The sequence below is a fragment of the Pseudomonas sp. NFX98 genome (assembly GCF_047784845.1).
Lineage (GTDB): Bacteria > Pseudomonadota > Gammaproteobacteria > Pseudomonadales > Pseudomonadaceae > Aquipseudomonas.
Window position 1 is genome coordinate 57,803 of sequence record NZ_JBLNNF010000010.1, and the last position, 19,912, is coordinate 77,714.

Here is a 19,912-nt window from a genome sequence, read left to right on the forward strand (position 1 = left end):
GCGATGGGGCCGCAAACCCGGTACAAAATCAACTGACTCACCCAATACCGCAGAGCGACTGACGTGGTGCCAAGTCAAATCATCTGCGGCAACTTGTCGAGCATCTTGTCCAGCGTGATCGGGTAGTCCCGCACCCGAATGCCCGTCGCGTTGTACACCGCATTGGCAATTGCCGCACTGACCCCGCAAATACCCAGCTCACCCACGCCCTTGGCTTTCATTGGCGATGAAACCGGATCGGTCTCGTCGAGGAAAATGACTTCCTGATGCGGGATGTCGGCGTGCACCGGCACCTCGTACCCGGCCAGGTCGTGGTTGACGAAAAAGCCCCGGCGCTTGTCGACCGCCAATTCTTCCATCAATGCCGCGCCGACGCCCATGGTCATGGCGCCGATCACCTGGCTGCGTGCCGAGGTCGGATTGAGGATGCGCCCGGCGGCACATACCGCGAGCATCCGCCGCACGCGGGTTTCGCCAGTGGCGCTGTCCACGGCGACTTCGACAAAGTGCGCGCCGAAGGTCGACTGCTGAAATTTTTTGCTTAGCTCGGCAAACTCGATCGAATCCTCGGTCACCAGTTCTCCGGCTTGCGCGGCCTCTTGCAGCGGCACGCGTTTATCGCCGGAACGGACTTCTCCTTCGGCGAACGTCGCATCGTCCAGGTTCACCGCAAGGCGTTGCGCAACGGCTTCGCGAAGTTTGATGCAAGCTGCATAGACGCCAGCAGTCGAACAGTTGCCACCGAACTGGCCACCGGAACCGGCCGACACCGGAAAGCTCGAATCGCCCAGACGCACCACGACCTTGTCGAGGCTGACACCCATCATCTCCGCCGCCGTCTGGCCAATGATGGTGTAGCTGCCGGTACCGATATCGGTCATGTCGGTTTCGACGGTGACGATACCTTGATCATTGAGCCGCACGCGAGCGCCGGATTTCACCAGCAAGTTGTTGCGGAAAGCGACGCCCATGCCCACGCCAATCAGCCAGCGACCCTCGCGCTGCGTACCCGGTTGCGCGTGACGTTTGCTCCAGCCGAAACGCTCGGCTCCGGTGCGCAGGCATTCGATCAAGTGGCGTTGCGAGAAGGGGCGTTGCGGATTGACCGGATCGACCTGGGTGTCGTTGAGGATGCGAAACTCCACCGGGTCGAGCTTCAACTTCTCCGCCATTTCGTCCATGGCAATTTCCAAAGCCATCATCCCCGGCGCTTCGCCCGGCGCACGCATGGCGTTGCCTTCCGGCAGATCAAGGGTCGACAGACGCATGGTCACCCGACGGTTTTCCCCGGCGTACAGCAACTTGCTGGGTTGCGAGGCCAGTTCGACTTTGCCGTCGGGCAAGCCACCGTTCCAGCCTTCGTGAGCCATGGCGGTGATCTTGCCATCGGCGGTGGCACCGATGCGGATGCGCTGGATGGTGGCGGGGCGGTGGGTCGAGTTGTTGAACATCAGTGGCCGCGCGAGCGCCACTTTCACCGGTCTGCCGGCCATGCGTGCACCGAGCGCCGCCAGCACCGCGTCGGCGCGGATGAACAGCTTGCCGCCGAAACCGCCGCCAATGTAAGGCGAAATCAGCCGCACATTCTGCTTCGGTATACCGAGGGTTGTCGCCAGATCGGTGACGGACCAGTCGATCATCTGATTGGAGGTCCACAAGGTCAGCTTGTCGCCGTCCCACGCCGCCATTGAAGCGAACGGCTCCATCATGGCGTGGGCCTGATCGGGCGTGGTGTAGGTCGCATCCAGTTGCACCGGTGCAGCGGCAAAAGCACCTTCGAAATCACCCTGCACGGTGTCGGGCATCTGATCCTTGGCTTCTTTGCCCGAATCGCGAGTAGCCGCGAGGTCGAACACGCCCTCGGCACGTACGTAGTTGACGGTGACCCGCTCGGCGGCGGCCCGTGCCTGTTCGAACGTTTCTGCCACCACCAGAGCGACGGCCTGGTGGTAGTGCTGGATGTCCGGCCCGGCAAGCAATTTCGCGGTGTTGTATTTGCCTTTGCCGAGCTTGCCGGCGTTGGCTGCGGTGACAATGGTGAGTACCCCCGGCGAAGCCTGGGCAATTTCAAGGTCCATCGAGGCGATGCGACCCTTGGCGATGGCCGAACCGATCACCACGCCATAGGCCTGGTTCGGTACGACGTCGTGATGCTCGTAGGCGTAATGCGCCGTGCCGGTGGTTTTCAGCGGGCCTTCGATACGGGTGGTGGCCTTGCCGACGACCTGCATTTGATCGATGGGGTTGGTGGTGGCTGGCGTGTCGAATTTCATGCGTGCTCCCTCGCTTGGGCCATCACCGCAGCGAGCGTGCGCTCGACCAGAGTCAGTTTGAAGGCGTTTTCGTGGGTGGGTGTCGCACCGGCGAGCAGCTTTTCGGTCAGTGCTTTCGCACCTTGTGGCATGGCCGACTCAGCGTTTTCGACACGCCATGGTTTATGCGCCACGCCACCGAGGGCGACGCGACCAGTACCATCTTTCTGAATGATTGCGCCGACCGAAATGAGGGCGAACGCATAGGAAGACCGATCCCGGACCTTCTGGTAAATGTGGGTGCCGCCAATTGGGGCGGGTAAGGTCACGGCGGTAATCAGTTCATGGACCGTCAGCGTGGTTTCGATATTCGGCGTGGTGCCGGGCAAACGATGCAGGTCGGCAATCGGAATGGCGCGTGTGCTGCCGTCAGGTTTTATCGTTTCGACTTGAGCATCGAGCGCGCGCATTGCCACGGCCATGTCGCTGGGGTGGGTGGCGATGCAGGCGTTGCTGACACCGATGATGCCGAGCTGTCGACTGACGCCGTCGATGGCTGCGCAGCCGCTGCCGGGCTGGCGTTTGTTGCAGGCCTGATGAGTGTCGTAAAAGTACGGGCAGCGGGTGCGTTGCAGCAGGTTGCCAGCGGTGGTGGCGACATTTCGCAACTGCCCGGAGGCGCCCGCGAGCAGGGCGCGTGCGAGCAAACCGTAGTCTTCGCGGATGCGCGGGTCGGCAGCGAGGTCGGTGTTTCTGACCAGAGCACCGATGCGCAGGCCGCCTTCTGACGTGGTTTCGATGCGGTCCAGGCCAATGCCGTTGACGTCGATCAGGTGCGTAGGCGTTTCGATGTCGAGCTTCATCAGGTCAAGCAGATTGGTACCACCGGCGATGAAACGCGATTCGCTGACCTGTGCGGCCAATGCCGCCGCCTCGGTCGGGGATTTTGCACGTATGTAGGTAAAGGGTCTCATGCGCTGACCTCTGCGACTTCGCTGATCGCTTCGATGATGTTGGAGTACGCCCCGCAACGGCAGATGTTGCCGCTCATGCGTTCCTGGATTTCACTGGCGATCAGCTTCGGTGGCTCGGTCAGGCTGGGGCTGGCATGGCTGGGAATGCCGTCGCGGATTTCCCCTAGCACCGCGACTGCCGAGCAGATCTGCCCCGGCGTGCAGTAACCGCATTGATAGCCGTCGTGCTTGATGAACGCGGCCTGCATGGGGTGCAGCTGTTGCGGGGTGCCGAGGCCTTCGATGGTGGTGATCTTCGAGCCCTCATGCATCACGGCCAGGGTCAGGCACGAATTGATCCGCCGACCATTGGCGATCACCGTACAGGCACCACATTGGCCGTGGTCGCAGCCTTTCTTGGTGCCGGTCAGATGCAGGTTCTCGCGTAGGGCATCGAGCAGGGTGGTGCGGGTATCGAGGTCAAGGGCGTGTTCTTTGTCATTCACCCAGATCTTCACCGCGGCTTTGATCGGCCGCGCGGCATTGGCGGCGGATGCCCGTGCAGAAATGAACGGTGGCAACGCCACGCTGGCCGCTGTCACCGCACCAACAATCAGGAATGTGCGTCGGGAAATCGTCATCAGGTCATTTCCTTTGCGTAATTTTTGCGTGCAGTGCCCTTCGGCACCTTTGCAGCCCTCATCAATAAGAGTGACCATTGAATGGATGAAAATGTTTATTCTTTTTTCGGCTATAGAGTCATGTGCCTGGTTCATGAATCCAGCAAAGGGCCGGAACGCGTTAAGATGGGCAGCCCACGCAAACCGTCCCGGAGCCCACGCCCGCAATGCCCCAGATCACGCACTTCAAAACCCCGTGCCCCGAGCACATCAATAGCCAGATCCTGCAGATGGTGGTCGACAACCTGACCGACATCAGCATGGTCGCGATACCGCCGAGCAACCTGCTGTACAACGTCTACCAGTACGCGATCGGCTATGAGGTGCACCTGTATCTGGAAGCGCTGAACGGGGCGAAAGGGATTGATGTGGAATTGATCGTCGCCACTGATCTGGACGATCCGGAACACGTCATCGGTTTCTTGCTGTACCTGCCGGTCAAAGACGATCCCGAGGCCTGCGGCGTGGCGTACATGGCGGTTCGGGCTGAGCATCGGCGCCAGGGCGTTGCGCGCCGGATGTTGCGGGAAATGGTCGGTCGCTATCCCTATGCCGAGCTGACCTGCGCTGTGGCCAAGGTGCCGTATTTCGAGGCGATGGGTTTCCAGGTGGTGGGCGTGCGCGCGACCCAGGTGCTGATGAACACCCGCGATCACGGCAGCGACGGCTTGATGGCGCTGCTGGATGTAGCGCCGATCTACAGCTCGCTGGAGGTGCGGCAGATTCACACGTACCTGCTGCAAAAACACGGAAAGCGGGCGATGGTCGATGCGGAGAAACAGCGGGACCGACATCTGGATCAGTTGACGCACAGGGCCAATGAATTTGTGCGTGGGCGATTGGGTGACGACGCGGTGCCGGCCAGTGGTCCGCGACTTCGGCTGGTATGACCACACCGCAATTCCCCTGTAGGAGTGAGCCTGCTCGCGATACCGGTCTTTCATTCAACACATGTGTTGACTGGTCTGGCCCCATCGCGAGCAGGCTCGCTCCCACATTGGGACTCAGGCCAACTTCACATTCATCGTAATCCGCGCCGTAAACACCTTCTTGCCTTCCACATCGTGAATGTCCACCGGCACCATCTTGTCGCCTTCGGTGCTCCAGTCCACCGCCTCGCCATCAGCCACCGCCGTCACATCGGTTTTGGCCTTGGCCAGGTATTCAACCGTCATGCCTTTCGGAATCCAGCGCGCACCGGCAGGGATGGACACGTCGGTCATCATCCCGGCGGCCAGCTCGGCGGCATTGCACATCGCAATCGCGTGCACGGTGCCCAGATGGTTGGTGATCTCCCTGGCAAACGGCACCAGCACGGTGGCTGAGTTTGGGCGCAAGTCCTTGACCAGCGGGTTGATGGTGGAGAAATAAGGCGCGACCTGACAGGCCATTTTGCTGAATGCTTCCGGGCCTGCGCTGTTGAACATGCTGAGGAACTGACTCATGTTGAAGTCTCTTCAGGGAGTTGGTTTGCGGAATATTGTTCCGTTACAGAATATTGTTCTGTTACGGAACAGTATTCTGTCGGCGCGAAATCTGTCAACCTGACGTCAGCCTCCACCATCGATTTTTTTGGACTGCACCGCGCATGGAAACTTCCGACCTACTCGAACGCTGCTACCCCGGCCGCCGCGCCGAACTCAAGCGCGACATTTTTCGCAAGGCCCTCAAACTGTTCAACGAGCAGGGGATCGAAGCCACGACCATCGAAATGATTCGCGCCGAGTGCGACACCAGCGTCGGCGCGATCTACCACCACTTCGGCAACAAGGAAGGCTTGGTGGCCGCGTTGTTTTTCACCGCACTGGATGATCAGGCCCGATTGCGCGACAGCTATCTCGCCGAGGCGCAGACCACCCAAGCGGGCGTGCAGGCGTTGGTGCACAGCTACGTGGATTGGGTCGATAGCCAACCCGAGTGGGCGCGGTTCCAGTATCACGCGCGATTTGCCGTGACCAAGGGACCGCTCAAGGACGAACTCGCCACCCGCAACAAAGCGCGCAACAAACTGCTTCTGGAGTGGTTGTTCAACCCCGAGCGCCAAGAGCAATTGGCGGGGGTTCCGGCTGAGTTGATGCTGTCGCTGATCATCGGCCAGGCCGACAGTTACTGCCGCGCGTGGTTGTCGGGGCGGGTCAAGGGCAGCCCGAAGGCTTATCGGGAATTGTTGGCGGAGGCAGCGTGGCGGTCGGTCGCCGCTACCGAAACCCAATGAAGATCCTCCCAATGAAACAGGGTGATTTTCAAAAGGTTAAAAAAGAGCCTCAAAGCTCTTTGATGGGGAGAAAGTGGAGCCTTTGAGGCTCAAGATGCGCATGAAGCAGGCGGTGAGCTTGATAGGGGTTCAATGCACTCACCACCTACGCAACGGCTTGGGCAAGCAAGCGGCTGCGCAGTTTCATCGTAGAAAGGTGGGGGTTTGCACTCAAGTACCGCTAGTCGCGTCCCCCCACAAGTGTCAGCTTCTGCGAGCTTGCTCACCCGGCCAACCGGCCTGTTTCAAGGCTTTGAGCAGCGTCTCGGCATCCAGCCCCGACACCGCGTGCCCGTTACCTTCCGTCGTTTCGGCGGCGAGCAGGGCGTTGATGATGGCTTCTTCCACCGCCTCGGTGGCCGCCAGGAACAATTCGCTGATGTGATCGTTATTGACCATGCTCAGGTTGCCGGTGGTCGGCGCGTTTTTGCTTTCATAGGCCGCTGGGGGTACGTGGTCGTTGCCGGTGGCGAAGGCGATGAAAATGTCGCCGCTGTGGTCTTCATTGCCACCCCCGGTACGGGCCAGACCGAGGCTGGCGCGTTGTGCCAGACGCGTACATTGGTGCGGCAGCAACGGCGCATCGGTGGCCAGGCAAACCACGATCGAACCCATGCCCGGATGCGGCAACGAGGCCCTGAGAAACGGCGAGTCGACCTGTTCCATGTAGCGCCCGACCGGGTAGCCATCGACGCGCAATTCGTTGCGGATGCCATGGTTGGCCTGGACGATGGCGCCGACGGTCCAGCCACCCTGGGCAGCGCTCAGCCGCCGCGAAGCAGTGCCGATGCCGCCCTTGAACTCATGGCAGATCATGCCGCTGCCACCACCGACATTGCCTTCGGCCACCGGACCGCCCACTGCCGAATGCACGGCTTCGGCCACATGCTCAGGCTTGACGTGAAAACCGTTGATGTCATTGAGCAAGCCGTCGTAGGTCTCCAGCACCACCGGCATGTTCCAGTAGAGTCGCCCGTCGTCCGGTTGCTGCTCACGGTCCACGGCGATCAGCGCATCACGCACCACGCCCAGGCTGTGGGTGTTGGTGAAGGCGATCGGGCTGGTCAGCAGACCGGCTTCGCGAATCCACTCAAGACCCGTGGCGTCGCCGTTGCCGTTGAGCACATGCACCCCGGCAAAACACGGTTGCTGGCTGGTGGAACCGGCACGGGGCTCGATCACGGTGACGCCGCTCAGGATGTCGCGACCGTTGGCGGTGCGACCGCGCACATTGCTGTGACCGACCCGTACGCCGGGCACGTCGGTGATGGCATTGAACGGGCCGGGTTGCAGTTGGCCGAACTGGATGTTCAGGTCGCGGGCACGTGGTTTCATGGGTTTTCTCATCTTCAAGTTCGTGGCAGAAAGTGGATCTAACACCCTGTAGGAGCTGCCGAAGGCTGCGATCTTTCGATCTTGATCTCAGGATCAAAAGATCGCAGCCTTCGGCAGCTCCTGCACAGGTCGGGGGTTATTGACCGTTTTTGATGGTGCTCCAGGCGCGTGTACGCAGGCGTTCGATCGCACGGGGCTGCGGTTGCAAAGTGAACAGCTTGGCGATCACCTCGGCGGTGGGGTAAATGTTCGGGTACTCGAGTACATCGGGCGACAGCAGCGCCGTGGCATCGAGGTTGGCGTTGGCGGTGAGCGCCAGTTGAGTGGCGGGTGCAATGACTTCCGGGCGCAGCAAATAATCGATGAAGGCCAGCCCCTGTTCCGGGTTGCTGCCGTCCTTGACCAAGACCAGATTGTCGGACCACAGCGGTGCCCCCTCGTCGGGAATGCTGTATTCGATTTTCACGCCCTTGGCGGCTTCCTGGGCGGCTTGCTTGGCACCGAACACGGTTCCGGACCATGCCAGGGCCACGCATATATCGCCGTTGGCCAGGTCGCTGCCAATCTTCGACGAGTTGAAGTAAGTGATGTGCGGGCGCAGCTTGAGCAGCAACGCTTCAGCTTTTTTGTAGTCAGCGGGGCTGCTGCTGTTGGGCGGCAGGCCAAGGTAGTGCAGGGCTATCGGCATGATCTCGGCGGGCGCGTCCAGAATCCCCACGCCACATTGACTGAGCTTGGCCAGGTTCTCTTCTTTGAACAGCAAGTCCCAAGAGTTCACGGGTGCCTGATCACCCAGGACCTCGCGAACCTTGTCAACGTTGTAACCAATGCCGTCGGTGCCCCACAGGTAGGGGATGGCGTACTGATTGTCCGGATCGTTCGCGCGCAGTTTCTCCAGGAGCACCGGATCGATGTGCTTCAGATTGGGTAGTTGACTGCGGTCGAGTTTCTGCAAGGCACCGGCCTTGATCAGGGTGGGCAGAATGAAGTTGCTGGCGACCACCACGTCGTAACCGCTATGGCCGGTCATCAACTTGGCCTCGAGCACTTCGCCGCTGTCAAAGGTGTCGTAAACGGGTTTGACCCCGGTATCGCGCTGGAAGTCCTTGAGGGTGGTCGGGCCTATGTAGTCGAACCAGTTGTAGACATGAACGGTGGGCTCGTTCGCTACCGCGGCCATGGTCCAGGTCGCCAGACAGGCGCCAAACCCCAGATTGAAATACGAGCGGTGACCACTCATGATGCGGCACTCCTGGCCTGCTGCGGCCGGTGATGTTCAGGAGCTTGCAGCGTATCGACCGGGGTGGCCGTTACCCATTCCCATCATGGGTTACTCGAAAGGGGTAGTGCGTGGACGCGTTGTTGAAAGAGTTGCCATTGCACCAAGGACTGGCGCGGGTATTTGGCGTATTGGGCGAAGACGGATTCTGGCGCGCACTGGTCGACACCCTGCGCTTGCTGGTGCCGCTGGACAACGCCTTGGTCGCGGTGATGCGACCGGGTCGAGTGCCGCGCCTGCTGATCGATTTCGACGCCAAGGGCAGCGGTGACGAGCACGAAGAACTGGCGGACTACCGCGCCGGCATGTACCTGCTCGACCCGTTTTATCTGGCCGTGTGTGCAGGTATCCATGACGGTTTGCACAGCCTCGATTCCGTGGCCCCGGACCAGTTCCAGCAGAGCGAGTACTACCTCAGTTACTTCCGTTCGGTGGTCGGTGGTGACGAGTTGCAGTTCATGCTCAACATCGACGGCGCAGTGCTCGGTCTGTCCCTGGGACGCTTGACACGCTTCAGCCTCGAAGAACAAGGCCGCCTGTTGTGCGTGCGCGACTGGGTGCTGGCTGCCATGCGCCGACACGTGCAATTGCTGCCACCGGAAGGGCCGGTCGCCGAAGCGGTGGCGGGGGATCTGGCAACCCTTTTGGATCGTTTCGACGCACGCCTGTCCGCGCGGGAAATCGAAACGGCGCGGCTGATTCTGCAAGGGTTCTCCAGCAAGGCCATCGCCCAGCAAATGGGCATCTCCCCGGAGACGGTGAAAGTGCACCGGCGCAATCTGTATCACAAGCTCAATGTGAACGGGCATGGGGAGTTGTTTGCGTTGGTGCTGCAACCGCGTTGAGATCAAGATCAAAAGATCGCAGCCTGCGGCAGCTCCTACAGGGGAATACAGTGTCCTGTAGGAGCTGCCGCAGGCTGCGATCTTTTGCTTTTCAGCTTTCGAGTTTGAACACCAACGCCTTCAACCCGCATTCCACATCGGCATCCGGAAACTCCGGCGGATTCTCCAGACGCTGTTCAAAGCGCAGACTCGGCGCTTCGCGAGTCACGCCGTCGATCAGGAAGTCGGCACCGAATGCGGGGTCGTTCATGCAGGCCAGTACAGTGCCGTTTTCAGCGAGTAGTTCCGGCAAGCGGCGCAGCACGCGCTGGTAGTCCTTGGTCAGCAAAAAGCTGCCTTTCTGAAACGACGGCGGGTCGATGATCACCAGGTCGTACGGGCCTTTGCCGATTACCTTGCCCCAGGACTTGAACAGGTCGTGGCCGAGGAAAGTGACCTGGCTCAGGTCATGTCCATTGAGCCGATGATTGTCGCGGCCACGGCTCAGGGCCGGGCTGGACATGTCGAGGTTGACCACGTGCGTCGCGCCGCCTTCGATGGCTGCTACCGAGAAGCCGCAGGTGTAGGCGAACAGGTTCAGCACCCGTTTACCCTCGGCGTTGGCTCGCACCCAATCGCGACCGTAGCGCATGTCGAGGAACAGCCCGGTGTTCTGCTTGCGACCCAGATCCACCCGATATTTCAGTCCGCCCTCGATGATGGTCATCTCTTCGATGACGTCGCCGAGCAGCCATTCGGTGGTGCTTTGCATCAGGTAGCGATGTTGCAGCAGCAAGGTGTGCGCACCGGATTGCGCCCATTGCGCTGACTGAGTGATCGTCATCAGCAACTGCTTCAGATCCTCCAGCTGCGCGGCTTCCGGCTCCTTGAACAACGCCACCAGCACCACGCCTTGCAGCCAGTCCACGGTCACTTGCTCCAACCCCGGCCAGCAACGGCCCCGGCCGTGGAACAGGCGGCGGGTTTCGGCGGGCGGTGTTGCCAGTGCCGTCAGCAGGTGGTCGTGAAGGGTGGAAAGGGCGTCTGCGTTCATGGGTCTGGGTCGGCAATTTGCGGGGGGCGGCATTTAACCATAGTTGCGCTTGTTACAGATCACACAAAACCCTGTGGGAGCGGGCTTGCCCGCGATAGCGGTGGATCAGACACCCTTTATGTTGAATGTGATGGCCTCATCGCGGGCAAGCCCGCTCCCACAGGTTTTGGAGTGTCCGGAGAGGGCAATTATCACGATTAATTTAACTTTACGTGAGGATTTGGCGATCTTCCGGCTCCCATACTCGGCTCCAACGAATAACAACAACCGGAGCCGGACATGTCGCAGTCAACTGCTTCACCCAAGGCCAGCCACCCACGCTGGCTGCGGCTCACCCACTGGCTGAACGCGTTGGCGGTGCTGGTGATGGTCACCAGCGGCTGGCGCATCTACAACGCCTCGCCGATTTACGATTTCAGTTTCCCCAAATCGATCACCCTCGGCGGTTGGCTAGGCGGCGCATTGCAATGGCACTTCGCGGCGATGTGGTTCCTGGCGATCAACGGCCTGATCTACCTCGCGTTCAACCTGTTCAGCGGACGCCTGAAACGACGCTTTTTCCCGGTTTCGCCCAAAGGCGTACTGCATGATCTGTGGGCCGCACTGCGCGGAAAACTCGGCCACGCCGACCTCAGTCATTACAACCAGGTCCAGCGCGTGGCGTACCTGTTCGTGATCGTCGACATCACCCTGCTGGTGCTCTCCGGGCTGGTGTTGTGGAAGTCGGTGCAGTTCCCGCTGTTGCGTGAATTGATGTGGGGTTATGAAGGCGCGCGTCGTGTGCACTTCTTCGCGATGGCGCTGTTGGTGGCCTTCGTGGCGGTGCATCTGCTGATGGTCGCGCTGGTTCCCAAAACGCTGTTGGCCATGATCGTCGGCCGCAAGGAGCACGTATGAAAAAGCCCATCCAAGGCTCCGGGCTGGACGAATCTTCCATCCTGACCGACGCCCGGAAAATCCTCGCGCCGCAGATCGAAGACCGCTCACGGCGCTCGTTCCTGCTGCGTGGCCTGACCCTCGGCGGTGTGGCGATGTTGTCCGGTTGCAACATCACCGACAACGACAGTGTCGAAACCGCGCTGTCGTCCATGTCGCGCTTCAACGACCGGGTGCAAGGCTGGCTGTTCAACCCCAACGCGATGGCGCCGACCTATCCGGCGTCAATGATCACTCGGCCATTTCCCTTCAATGCCTTCTACGGCATCGACGAAGCGCCAACGGTGGAGGAGGAGAGCTATCGCCTGGAAGTCACCGGCCTGGTCGCCGACAAACGTAGCTGGCGCCTCGAAGAACTGCGCGCCATGGCTCAGACCGACCAAATCACCCGGCACATTTGCGTCGAAGGCTGGAGCGCGATCGGCCGCTGGGGTGGTGTGCGATTCAGCGATTTCCTCAAGCGCATCGGCGCTGATACCGACGCCAAATACGTCGGTTTCAAATGCGCCGACGACTACTACACCAGCATCGACATGGCTACCGCGCTGCACGCGCAAACCTTGTTGGCGCTGACGTACGACGGCGCGGTGCTGCCACGCGAATACGGCTTCCCGATGAAGCTGCGCATGCCCACCAAGCTTGGCTACAAGAATCCCAAACACATTCAGGCGATTTTCGTCAGCAACACCTACAGCGGCGGCTACTGGGAAGACCAGGGCTACAACTGGTTCGGTGGCAGCTGATCAATCCCCGGAAAATTCACCCGTCCGTAACCTGAGCTTCAAGGAGTTTCATCATGAAAAAGTTGACCACCGTTGTTCTGTCCATGTGCCTGGCCGTTGGTGCCGCTAGCGTGTTCGCGGCTGACACCATGAGCAACGACAGCATGAGCAAGGATTCGATGTCCAAGGATGCCATGTCCAAAGACGCCATGAAGAAAGATGCGATGTCCAAGGATGCGATGTCCAAGGACGCGATGAAAAAAGACGAAATGAAGAAAGACTCGATGTCCAAGGACGGCATGAAAAAAGATGCCATGTCCAAAGATGCGATGAAGAAGGACGCCATGTCCCAGTAAACCCAAACACCCCGCGATCCCCTGTAGGAGCCGAGCTTGCTCGCGATGACGGTGTAACAGTCAACCTGTGTATTGGCTGACACACCGCCATCGCGAGCAAGCTCGGCTCCTACAGTTTTTTATCGCTCCTGAGGGGGTATGACCTGAACTCATACCCCCATGATTTTTTATGGTTACAGCCCCGCAAACCCCCAGTGTTAAAAAATCGCAAACCAGCTCATCAACAACAAAAAAGAGCGTTTGCAACCATGACTCATCATCACTGCCGCGTCTTCGCCAGCCACCTGCTGCGCTCTTCGATCCCAGACATTTGCCGCGCCAGGCCTTGTGCTTGCGTGTGCTGCTGATCACCCAAAAAACTCCCTGAAGAGTAACGACTCATGAAAGAACTCGACCTGTACATCGGTGAAGGCTTCGAAGGCCCGGGCGTGAACGCCGCGCACATCAACATCCTGATCGGCCCGCGCAACGGGCCCGCCGGGCAAGCGTTCGCCAACAGCCTGGCCTCGCCAAGCCAGGGCCATTGCCCGTTCATGGTGATCGCCCAGCCGAACATCCCGGTCAAGCCGATGACCCTTTACGTCAACAAAGCCGCGATCAGCAGCGACCTGCACGGCAATGCCACCTGGGGCGCGTCCCAGGCTGGTATCGCCAAGGCTGTGCTCGAAGCACTGCTCGACGGAACGTTGCCGCCGGAAGCCGAAGACGAGTGGGCCATCGTCACCGCCAACTGGGTCAATCCAGCCTGCGACGACCTCGATGCCGTGTACCTGAACAACTACAACGCCTGCCGCACCGCGATCCGCGCCGCCCTGACCGGCAAGCCGGAAACCGCGCAGCTCAAAGATGTGGTCAACCACATCAGCAACCCGTTCTACACGCCAAAAGCCTGAGGTCCGCGCCATGCAATACATCCGTTTGGGCAACTCCGGCCTTGAAGTTTCCCGTCTGTGCCTGGGCACCATGAACATGGGCACCCCGGACTGGAAACCGTGGATCTTCGATGAGAAGAAAAGCGAGCCGATCGTCAAGCACGCGCTGGACAACGGCGTGAACTTCATCGACCTCGCGGATTTCTATTCCGCCGGTGTCGGCGAGGAAGTGGTAGGGCGCATCGTCAAGCGTCTGGCCCGTCGCGAAGACCTGGTGATCACCACCAAGGTCGGCTACGGCACCCGCAGCGGCATCAACGCCAGCGGCCATTCGCGCAAGCACATCATGGACAGCATCGATGCTTCGCTCAAACGCCTGGACATGGATTACGTCGACGTCTTCATGCTGCACTACTTCGACGTCAACACCCCGGTCGAAGAGACCATGAGTGCGATGAACGACATCGTGCGCTCCGGCAAGGCGCGCTACATCGGCGTGTCGACCATGCTCACCGGGCAACTGGCAAAAATCCTCATGGCCTGCGAGCGCAACGGCTGGGTCAAGCCGATCAACATGCAGCTGCAACTGAACTGCGCCTACCGCGAAGAAGAACGCGAGATGATCCCGTTCTGCCGCGATCAGGGCCTTGGCGTTTCGGTGTTCAGCCCATTGGCTCGCGGCTTGCTGACCGGCGATGCAAAGTCGACCCGTAACCAGACCGACTTCTTCACCCAGCAAATGTACAGCGACGAAGCTTCCTTCGAAATCGCCCATTCGGTGCAACGCGTGGCCCGTGCGCGTGGCGTGTCCAACGCGCAAATCGCACAAGCGTGGGTGGCCAACCATCCGGGCGTGGATTGCATGCTGGTCGGCGCCGACACCACCGAACAATTCGACAGTGCCTTGGCGGCCCTGGAGACCAAACTCGACGCCGAAGAGCTGCATGAGCTGGAACGCAATTACACGCCGTGCGACGTGATCAACGATTACACCGCCGGCAAACGAATCCTGCGTTCGGCCCGACCGGGGCTGGAACGTTTCAACCTGACCGAGGCCGTGGCATGAGCGCGTTGATCCGTCACGGCAATTTCATCGATGGGCACTGGTTTACCGGCGAAGGGTCCAGCGTTGGCGCTACTTACCCGGTGCTGAACCCGGCCACTGGCGAGCTGATTGCCGACGTACAAAAGGCCGGTGCCGAAGAAACCAACCGGGCCATCGACGCCGCCAACCGCGCATTGCCGGCGTGGCGCAAATTGACAGCTAAAGAACGCAGCCAGCGCATCAAGCGCTGGGGTGAATTGATGCTTAGCAACCAGAAGGATCTGGCGACACTGCTCAGCCGCGAACAAGGCAAACCCCTGGCCGAAGCCATGGGTGAAGTGGTCTACGCGGCGAGCTTTCTGGAGTGGTTCGCCGAAGAAGCCAAGCGCGCTTATGGCGACGTGATCCCGAGCCACAAGGCCGATGCGCGGATCATCGTGGTCAAGGAAGCGATCGGTGTGGTTGCCGCTATCACCCCGTGGAACTTCCCGCTGGCGATGGTCACCCGCAAGGTCGGCCCGGCGCTCGCGGCCGGTTGCACGATGATTCTCAAGCCTTCGGAAGAGACACCACTGTCAGCCTTCGCTTTGGCGGTATTGGCGGAACAGGCCGGGATTCCGGCCGGTGTGTTCAACGTGGTGTCCGGCGACGCCGTGGCGATTGGCGGTGCGCTGCAAGCCTCCGGCGTCGTGCGCAAACTGTCGTTCACCGGTTCAACTCGCACCGGCAAGTTGCTGATGCGCCAGGCCGCCGACACCTTGAAAAAGGTCTCGCTGGAACTGGGCGGCAATGCGCCGTTCATTGTCTTCGACGACGCCGACATCGATGCCGCGGTGAAAGGCGCGATGGCTTCGAAATTCCGCAACACCGGGCAAACCTGCGTCTGCGTGAACCGCTTCTTCATTCAGGACGGCGTGTACGAAGCCTTCACCGGCAAACTCGCCGAAGCGGTGGCGGCGATGCGCGTGGGCAATGCGCTGGAAGGCGAAACCGAGCAAGGACCGCTGATCAATGCAGCGGCGCTGGCAAAGGTCGAGTTGCACGTGAGTGACGCGGTGGAGAAGGGCGCCAAGGTGCTTTGCGGCGGTCGCCGTCATGCGCTGGGCGGCACGTTCTACGAGCCAACCATCCTCGCCGAGGCCAGCAGCGAAATGCTGATCGCCCAGGACGAAACCTTCGGCCCGGTCGCCGCGTGTTTCCGTTTCAAGGATGAAGCCGAAGTGCTGCAACGGGCCAACGACACACCGTACGGCTTGTCGGCTTACTTCTACAGCCGCGACATCGGCCGCGTGTGGCGCATGGCCGAAGGCCTGGAAGCGGGCATGGTCGGGATCAACGAAGGGATCATTTCCACGGAAGTGGCACCTTTCGGTGGCATCAAGGAATCGGGCCTGGGTCGCGAAGGTTCGAAGTACGGTCTGGATGACTATCTGGAAATCAAATACCTGTTGATGGGTGGTCTCTAACACACGGCGTTCTCCCTGTAGGAGCAAGGCTTGCCCGCGATGACGGAGTATCAGTCGACACTTGTGGTACCTGACACTCCGCCATCGCGGGCAAGCCTTGCTCCTACAAAAAGCAAAGCGATCGGTTTCATTTCTCCGTCAATAACAACAATTGGAGACTTACATGTCCGTACAACCGGTAAAAATCGACGACCTGCCCATCGGGCGCTTTCACATCAAGATCGCCGGCCTGACCTTCGGCGCGCATTTTACCGACGGCTACATCCTCGGCCTGATCGGTATCGCTTTCACACTGCTGAGCCCGCAGATGCAACTGGATGCATTCTGGCAAGGCCTGATCGGTGCCTCGGCGCTGATTGGGCTGTTCCTCGGCAGCCTGTTTTTCGGCTGGATTTCCGACAAGGTCGGCCGGCAGAAAATCTTCCTGGTCAGCTTCGTGCTGATCACCATCGCCTCGGTGATGCAGTTCTATGTCGAGTCGGCCATGGCGCTGTTCCTCTGTCGCATACTGATCGGCATCGGCCTGGGCGGCGACTTCAGTGTCGGCCACGCCATGCTCGCCGAATTCGCACCGAAGAAACATCGCGGCGTATTGCTCGGCTCCTTCAGCGTGATCTGGACCTTCGGTTACGTCGCCGCGACTTTCGTCGGCACCGCGATGCTCAGCCTCGGCGACGATGCCTGGCGCTGGATGCTGGCGTCGTCGGCGATCCCGGCGGCGTTGATTCTGATCGCCCGCATCGGTACGCCGGAATCACCACGCTGGCTGGTTAATCAGGGGCGCATTGCCGAGGCCCGCGCAATCGTCAAAAAGTTTCTCGGCGACAACGTCGAACTCGACGAAACCCGCTCCACGGAAACCCGCTCCGGTTACGCGGTGCTGTTCAGCCCTGAATACCGCAAGCGCACGGCGTTCAACTGCCTGTTCTTCGTCTGCATCGTGATGCCGTACTTCGCCATCTACACCTTCCTGCCGTCGATCCTGCAGAAGATGGGCCTGGCCGAAGGCTTCGGCACTGAGCTGATGCTGAACATGCTGTTGATCCTCGGCGCGCTGATCGGCATCTGGTGCACCGTCAAGTTCACCCGGCGCGGGTTCCTGATCAACTCGTTCATCATCCTCGCAGTGGCGTTGTTTCTGCTGGCGGTGTTGCCGAGCAGTGCGGCGTGGTTGATGGTGTTGGTGTTTGGCTTGTTCACGTTGGTGTTGTCGGCGGTGAGCAACCTGGTCGGCGTGTTCCCGGCAGAGAGCTTCCCGACTGAAGTGCGCGCCAGCGGCATTGGTTTGGCCACGGCTGTGAGCCGACTGGGTTCAGCTGTCAGCACCTTTTTGCTGCCGGTGAGCGTGGCGGGCATCGGCCTGAGCCCGACCATGGGCATCCTCGCGGCGATCCTTGCGATTGGCGCGTTGCTGTCCTGGGCCTGGGCGCCGGAAACCAAATCGCTGACCTTGAGCCAGGCGTGCAAGGCGCAGAGTCCGGTGGAGGGTGGTTCGGTTTCCGTCGCGAAGGTCGCGCCGATCTGAAAGCCGCTTAGCCCCCTGTAGGAGCTGTCGAGTGAAACGAGGCTGCGATCTTTTGACTTTGATTTATGAAATCAAGATCAAAAGATCGCAGCCTGCGGCAGCTCCTACAGGGGATATCGGGGTGTCAGGGATTGCTGACTAAACCGAGCCACTCGGTAAACAACCGCACCTTCGACAACCCCCATTTGTCATTCGCCACATCCAGCCAATAACCATACGGCCCGATCACCTCGACAGGTGTGATCGGTAGCAGGCTGCCATTGGCCAGTTCCTTTTCGATCATCTGCCGGTCGATCACCGCCAGGCCGCCACCGGCCAGCGCGGTGTGGATCACCTGGTCCAGGGTGCTGAATTCCAGACCTTGCCCGGCGTCGACATCCTCCCGGCCCATCGCCGCCAGCCAGTTTTCCCAGACCTTCAGGCGCTTTCCGTTGTGCAGGATGTGTAGCAAGGGAAACTGTTGCAGGTCCGGCGGCTGACCGTCGATGAACAGCTCAGGGCTGGCCACGGCGATGTGCCGTTCCATCACCAGCAACTGACTGTGGCAATGGCTGTCCGCTTCGAGGCCGAAGCGAATGTGGCAGTCGATCTCGGCGAGGCTGTCGTGACTGGCCTGATGGGTCACGCTCAGGCTGATGTCGGGGTAGCGCTGGCAGAACGCGCGCAAGTGTGCCGACAACCAACGCGTGGCCCAGGTCGGCGGTGCGACGATCCGCAAGCGCTGACGCAGGTTGGGCACGCGCACCGCTTGCAGGGCACGCTCGATGTGATCGAAAGCATCGCTTAGATGAGGGGAAAGTGCGCTGCCGGCTTCAGTCAATGACAAGCCCTGAGGGGTACGGATGAACAGCGCCACGCCGAGGTAGTCTTCGAGCTGCTTGATCTGCCGGCTGACCGCGCCCTGGGTGACGTTCAGCCCCAGGGCTGCCTGGCTGAAACTGCGATGCCGCGCGACCTCTTCGAAGACACGCAGCATGTTGAGCGAGGGCAGTTGTCGCATGGGAGAGGGCTCGTTTTTGTCTTTGTGTTGTAGTGCCTATCTGACTATTGGCAAGGGGCTGATGCAAGTGTTGTTTGGGCTGACGCCATCGCTGGCAAGCCAGCTCCCACAGGGATCACTTAACCTGTGGGAGCTGGCTTGCCAGCGATAGCGATCTCAGGGGCACTAATGACCCGGATCAGAAGTAATAGCCAATGTTCATGTACAACTGATTCTCCCAATGATCCGTCCCGCCAGCCCCCAGACTCTGGGTGTAGCTGCTGCCGCCGATGTACGGATCGTTCTTGCCGAATATCCATTCAGTGGCGATCCACAGTTTGCTCAGGGAGAACGATGTGCCGAGGATCACCCGTTCCGAAGTCTCGAAGTCGCTGGCGGATTTGTCGAAGGCGCTGTAGTTCGCGTACAGCTTCACCCCGCTCACCTGATCGAACAGGTACTTGCCGGCCACGTCGTAACTGAGGTCCGCCACGTACAGATTGCCGCGGCTGGCAATGTTGTAGGTGCCGTCGTAACCGCCGAGGGTCACCACTTCGTCGCTGCCGGGATTGCGCGGCGACATCTGCTGCCGCGCCGCTTGCAACTGCACTTCCCACGGGCCGTTCTTGCCCAGGTAATGCACAGCCACGGCGTTGCGGCGGCCGTCGTCATTGGTGTCCCGATTCTGCAGGCTTGAAGTCAGGCCGGAGAGGCCGACCTCGGATTTCCACGGCCCCAGGTCCAGTGCCTTGGCCACGCGCAGCACCACGGTGTTGCGCTCCTCGTTGTCGCTGCCGTCGGCCACATAGCTGTCGGCTTCCGACACCACGCTGGAGTAAGTGACGCCATTGCTGGTGCCTTTGCCTTGCCACGCCGGGCGCAGGTAGTAACCGGCCTGAACGTTCCAGTCGCCCGATTGCTGGACGTATTTGGCGCCGACTTGTTGCACGTCTTCCAGGCCAATGACGTTGCCCAGGGTTTCGTAGAAGGTGCTGCCGAAGTAAGGCTGCAAACCGAACGGTACGGTGTTCAGGCCCACTTGCACCTGTTGCTCGGGGTTGAACTTGTAGCCGACCCACGCGAACTTGGCGAACTGGATATCGCCGTAATTCTTGGTGTACTGGTAGGGATAGGAACGGCCATAGAAGCGGTATTGGGCCTCACCGATCCAGCTGTCGGAGTTGTATTTGGCACTGAGGAACACCGTGTCCAGACCGAACTTCTGGATGTCGCGATCCGGATCGTAGTCCCAGCGGGCACGAACGGCGCCGCCGAGGTCAAGGTTGTCGGTGACTTGCACGGCCATGGCAGGGGCCGCAAAGGTGCAGAGTAGAGCGAGATACGAAGGGCTGAGGCGCAAAGAAGCGGGGAAGGGCATGT

Annotated in this window: 19 protein-coding genes; 10 read left to right on the plus strand and 9 right to left on the minus strand. The window is 60.4% G+C overall.

Features of this window, described 5'->3' with window-relative positions:
- Window positions 1-74: 74 nt before the first annotated feature.
- From paoC to paoA, 3 genes are read right to left on the minus strand one after another with little or no spacing between them, the layout of a single operon-like run.
- On the minus strand, window positions 75-2,273 hold the full coding sequence (gene paoC, locus ACM110_RS15075; protein ID WP_416128385.1) for an aldehyde oxidoreductase molybdenum-binding subunit PaoC: 2,199 nt from the start codon (window positions 2,271-2,273) through the stop codon (window positions 75-77).
- On the minus strand, window positions 2,270-3,226 hold the full coding sequence (locus ACM110_RS15080) for an FAD binding domain-containing protein (RefSeq protein WP_416128386.1): 957 nt from the start codon (window positions 3,224-3,226) through the stop codon (window positions 2,270-2,272). Before ACM110_RS15080 ends, paoC begins: the two co-directional genes overlap by 4 nt.
- On the minus strand, window positions 3,223-3,846 hold the full coding sequence (gene paoA / locus ACM110_RS15085) for an aldehyde dehydrogenase iron-sulfur subunit PaoA (RefSeq protein ID WP_416128387.1): 624 nt from the start codon (window positions 3,844-3,846) through the stop codon (window positions 3,223-3,225). Before paoA ends, ACM110_RS15080 begins: the two co-directional genes overlap by 4 nt.
- Window positions 3,847-4,052: 206 nt before the next feature.
- On the opposite strand from paoA, the gene ACM110_RS15090 reads away from it, so the two are divergent.
- On the plus strand, window positions 4,053-4,775 hold the full coding sequence (locus ACM110_RS15090; RefSeq protein ID WP_416128388.1) for a GNAT family N-acetyltransferase: 723 nt from the start codon (window positions 4,053-4,055) through the stop codon (window positions 4,773-4,775).
- Window positions 4,776-4,889: 114 nt separating this feature from the next.
- Here ACM110_RS15090 and ACM110_RS15095 read toward each other — a convergent pair whose 3' ends face one another.
- Complete coding sequence (locus ACM110_RS15095) at window positions 4,890-5,330, minus strand: hotdog fold domain-containing protein (RefSeq protein WP_416128389.1); 441 nt, start codon at window positions 5,328-5,330, stop codon at window positions 4,890-4,892.
- A 143-nt stretch (window positions 5,331-5,473) separates the two neighbouring features.
- On the opposite strand from ACM110_RS15095, the gene ACM110_RS15100 reads away from it, so the two are divergent.
- Entirely contained in the window at window positions 5,474-6,100 is a 627-nt protein-coding gene (locus ACM110_RS15100) for a TetR/AcrR family transcriptional regulator (RefSeq protein ID WP_416128390.1), read from the plus strand.
- A 243-nt stretch (window positions 6,101-6,343) separates the two neighbouring features.
- Here the strand turns inward: ACM110_RS15100 and ACM110_RS15105 are convergent, their stop codons facing one another.
- The gene (locus ACM110_RS15105; RefSeq protein ID WP_416128391.1) at window positions 6,344-7,474 is read right to left on the minus strand and encodes a P1 family peptidase; all 1,131 of its coding nucleotides are present in this window, start codon (window positions 7,472-7,474) and stop codon (window positions 6,344-6,346) included.
- 136 nt (window positions 7,475-7,610) lie between these two features.
- The gene (locus ACM110_RS15110) at window positions 7,611-8,714 is read right to left on the minus strand and encodes a polyamine ABC transporter substrate-binding protein (RefSeq protein ID WP_416128392.1); all 1,104 of its coding nucleotides are present in this window, start codon (window positions 8,712-8,714) and stop codon (window positions 7,611-7,613) included.
- Between the two features lie 110 nt (window positions 8,715-8,824).
- Between ACM110_RS15110 and ACM110_RS15115 the strand changes: the two genes are divergently transcribed.
- A complete protein-coding gene (locus ACM110_RS15115; RefSeq protein WP_416128393.1) occupies window positions 8,825-9,598 on the plus strand; it encodes a helix-turn-helix transcriptional regulator in 774 nt (257 codons plus the stop codon).
- A 91-nt stretch (window positions 9,599-9,689) separates the two neighbouring features.
- On the opposite strand, the gene ACM110_RS15120 is transcribed toward ACM110_RS15115, so the two are convergent.
- Window positions 9,690-10,631, minus strand: a complete 942-nt coding sequence (locus tag ACM110_RS15120) for a class I SAM-dependent methyltransferase (RefSeq protein WP_416128394.1) — start codon at window positions 10,629-10,631, stop codon at window positions 9,690-9,692.
- Between the two features lie 279 nt (window positions 10,632-10,910).
- On the opposite strand from ACM110_RS15120, the gene ACM110_RS15125 reads away from it, so the two are divergent.
- The 7 genes from ACM110_RS15125 (at window position 10,911) to ACM110_RS15155 (ending at window position 17,553) form a co-directional block, all read left to right on the plus strand.
- Window positions 10,911-11,528 (plus strand): cytochrome b/b6 domain-containing protein, encoded by a 618-nt coding sequence (locus ACM110_RS15125; RefSeq protein ID WP_416128395.1) that lies wholly within the window; start codon window positions 10,911-10,913, stop codon window positions 11,526-11,528.
- On the plus strand, window positions 11,525-12,310 hold the full coding sequence (locus tag ACM110_RS15130; RefSeq protein WP_416128396.1) for a molybdopterin-dependent oxidoreductase: 786 nt from the start codon (window positions 11,525-11,527) through the stop codon (window positions 12,308-12,310). Before ACM110_RS15125 ends, ACM110_RS15130 begins: the two co-directional genes overlap by 4 nt.
- Window positions 12,311-12,363: 53 nt before the next feature.
- Window positions 12,364-12,645: a pentapeptide MXKDX repeat protein gene (locus ACM110_RS15135; RefSeq protein ID WP_416128397.1), complete on the plus strand. Its 282-nt coding sequence runs from the start codon at window positions 12,364-12,366 to the stop codon at window positions 12,643-12,645.
- A 380-nt stretch (window positions 12,646-13,025) separates the two neighbouring features.
- Window positions 13,026-13,538, plus strand: a complete 513-nt coding sequence (gene fae / locus ACM110_RS15140) for a formaldehyde-activating enzyme (protein ID WP_007950493.1) — start codon at window positions 13,026-13,028, stop codon at window positions 13,536-13,538.
- 10 nt (window positions 13,539-13,548) lie between these two features.
- The gene (locus tag ACM110_RS15145; protein ID WP_416128398.1) at window positions 13,549-14,583 is read left to right on the plus strand and encodes an aldo/keto reductase; all 1,035 of its coding nucleotides are present in this window, start codon (window positions 13,549-13,551) and stop codon (window positions 14,581-14,583) included.
- Window positions 14,580-16,028 carry an NAD-dependent succinate-semialdehyde dehydrogenase gene (locus tag ACM110_RS15150; RefSeq protein ID WP_416128399.1) on the plus strand — a complete coding sequence of 483 codons (1,449 nt, stop codon included), beginning with the start codon at window positions 14,580-14,582 and terminating at the stop codon, window positions 16,026-16,028. The genes ACM110_RS15145 and ACM110_RS15150 overlap by 4 nt, the downstream gene beginning before the upstream one ends.
- Before the next feature lie 163 nt (window positions 16,029-16,191).
- The gene (locus tag ACM110_RS15155; RefSeq protein WP_416128400.1) at window positions 16,192-17,553 is read left to right on the plus strand and encodes an MFS transporter; all 1,362 of its coding nucleotides are present in this window, start codon (window positions 16,192-16,194) and stop codon (window positions 17,551-17,553) included.
- A gap of 124 nt (window positions 17,554-17,677) precedes the next feature.
- On the opposite strand, the gene ACM110_RS15160 is transcribed toward ACM110_RS15155, so the two are convergent.
- Together ACM110_RS15160 and ACM110_RS15165 are read right to left on the minus strand one after the other, a co-directional pair.
- The gene (locus ACM110_RS15160) at window positions 17,678-18,553 is read right to left on the minus strand and encodes a LysR substrate-binding domain-containing protein (protein WP_416128401.1); all 876 of its coding nucleotides are present in this window, start codon (window positions 18,551-18,553) and stop codon (window positions 17,678-17,680) included.
- 178 nt (window positions 18,554-18,731) lie between these two features.
- Window positions 18,732-19,910, minus strand: a complete 1,179-nt coding sequence (locus tag ACM110_RS15165; RefSeq protein ID WP_416128402.1) for a hypothetical protein — start codon at window positions 19,908-19,910, stop codon at window positions 18,732-18,734.
- Between the last annotated feature and the right edge of the window lie 2 nt (window positions 19,911-19,912).

Bases quoted from the DNA above. Each gene is read 5' to 3' on its own strand.
- ACM110_RS15160 (WP_416128401.1), bottom strand. From the start codon at position 18,553: ATGCGACAACTGCCCTCGCTCAACATGCTGCGTGTCTTCGAAGAGGTC.
- ACM110_RS15080 (WP_416128386.1), bottom strand. From the start codon at position 3,226: ATGAGACCCTTTACCTACATACGTGCAAAATCCCCGACCGAGGCGGCG.
- ACM110_RS15090 (WP_416128388.1), top strand. From the start codon at position 4,053: ATGCCCCAGATCACGCACTTCAAAACCCCGTGCCCCGAGCACATCAAT.
- paoC (WP_416128385.1), bottom strand. From the start codon at position 2,273: ATGAAATTCGACACGCCAGCCACCACCAACCCCATCGATCAAATGCAG.
- paoA (WP_416128387.1), bottom strand. From the start codon at position 3,846: ATGACGATTTCCCGACGCACATTCCTGATTGTTGGTGCGGTGACAGCG.
- ACM110_RS15155 (WP_416128400.1), top strand. From the start codon at position 16,192: ATGTCCGTACAACCGGTAAAAATCGACGACCTGCCCATCGGGCGCTTT.
- ACM110_RS15130 (WP_416128396.1), top strand. From the start codon at position 11,525: ATGAAAAAGCCCATCCAAGGCTCCGGGCTGGACGAATCTTCCATCCTG.
- ACM110_RS15095 (WP_416128389.1), bottom strand. From the start codon at position 5,330: ATGAGTCAGTTCCTCAGCATGTTCAACAGCGCAGGCCCGGAAGCATTC.
- fae (WP_007950493.1), top strand. From the start codon at position 13,026: ATGAAAGAACTCGACCTGTACATCGGTGAAGGCTTCGAAGGCCCGGGC.
- ACM110_RS15135 (WP_416128397.1), top strand. From the start codon at position 12,364: ATGAAAAAGTTGACCACCGTTGTTCTGTCCATGTGCCTGGCCGTTGGT.
- ACM110_RS15145 (WP_416128398.1), top strand. From the start codon at position 13,549: ATGCAATACATCCGTTTGGGCAACTCCGGCCTTGAAGTTTCCCGTCTG.
- ACM110_RS15120 (WP_416128394.1), bottom strand. From the start codon at position 10,631: ATGAACGCAGACGCCCTTTCCACCCTTCACGACCACCTGCTGACGGCA.
- ACM110_RS15100 (WP_416128390.1), top strand. From the start codon at position 5,474: ATGGAAACTTCCGACCTACTCGAACGCTGCTACCCCGGCCGCCGCGCC.
- ACM110_RS15125 (WP_416128395.1), top strand. From the start codon at position 10,911: ATGTCGCAGTCAACTGCTTCACCCAAGGCCAGCCACCCACGCTGGCTG.
- ACM110_RS15150 (WP_416128399.1), top strand. From the start codon at position 14,580: ATGAGCGCGTTGATCCGTCACGGCAATTTCATCGATGGGCACTGGTTT.
- ACM110_RS15105 (WP_416128391.1), bottom strand. From the start codon at position 7,474: ATGAAACCACGTGCCCGCGACCTGAACATCCAGTTCGGCCAACTGCAA.
- ACM110_RS15110 (WP_416128392.1), bottom strand. From the start codon at position 8,714: ATGAGTGGTCACCGCTCGTATTTCAATCTGGGGTTTGGCGCCTGTCTG.
- ACM110_RS15165 (WP_416128402.1), bottom strand. From the start codon at position 19,910: ATGCCCTTCCCCGCTTCTTTGCGCCTCAGCCCTTCGTATCTCGCTCTA.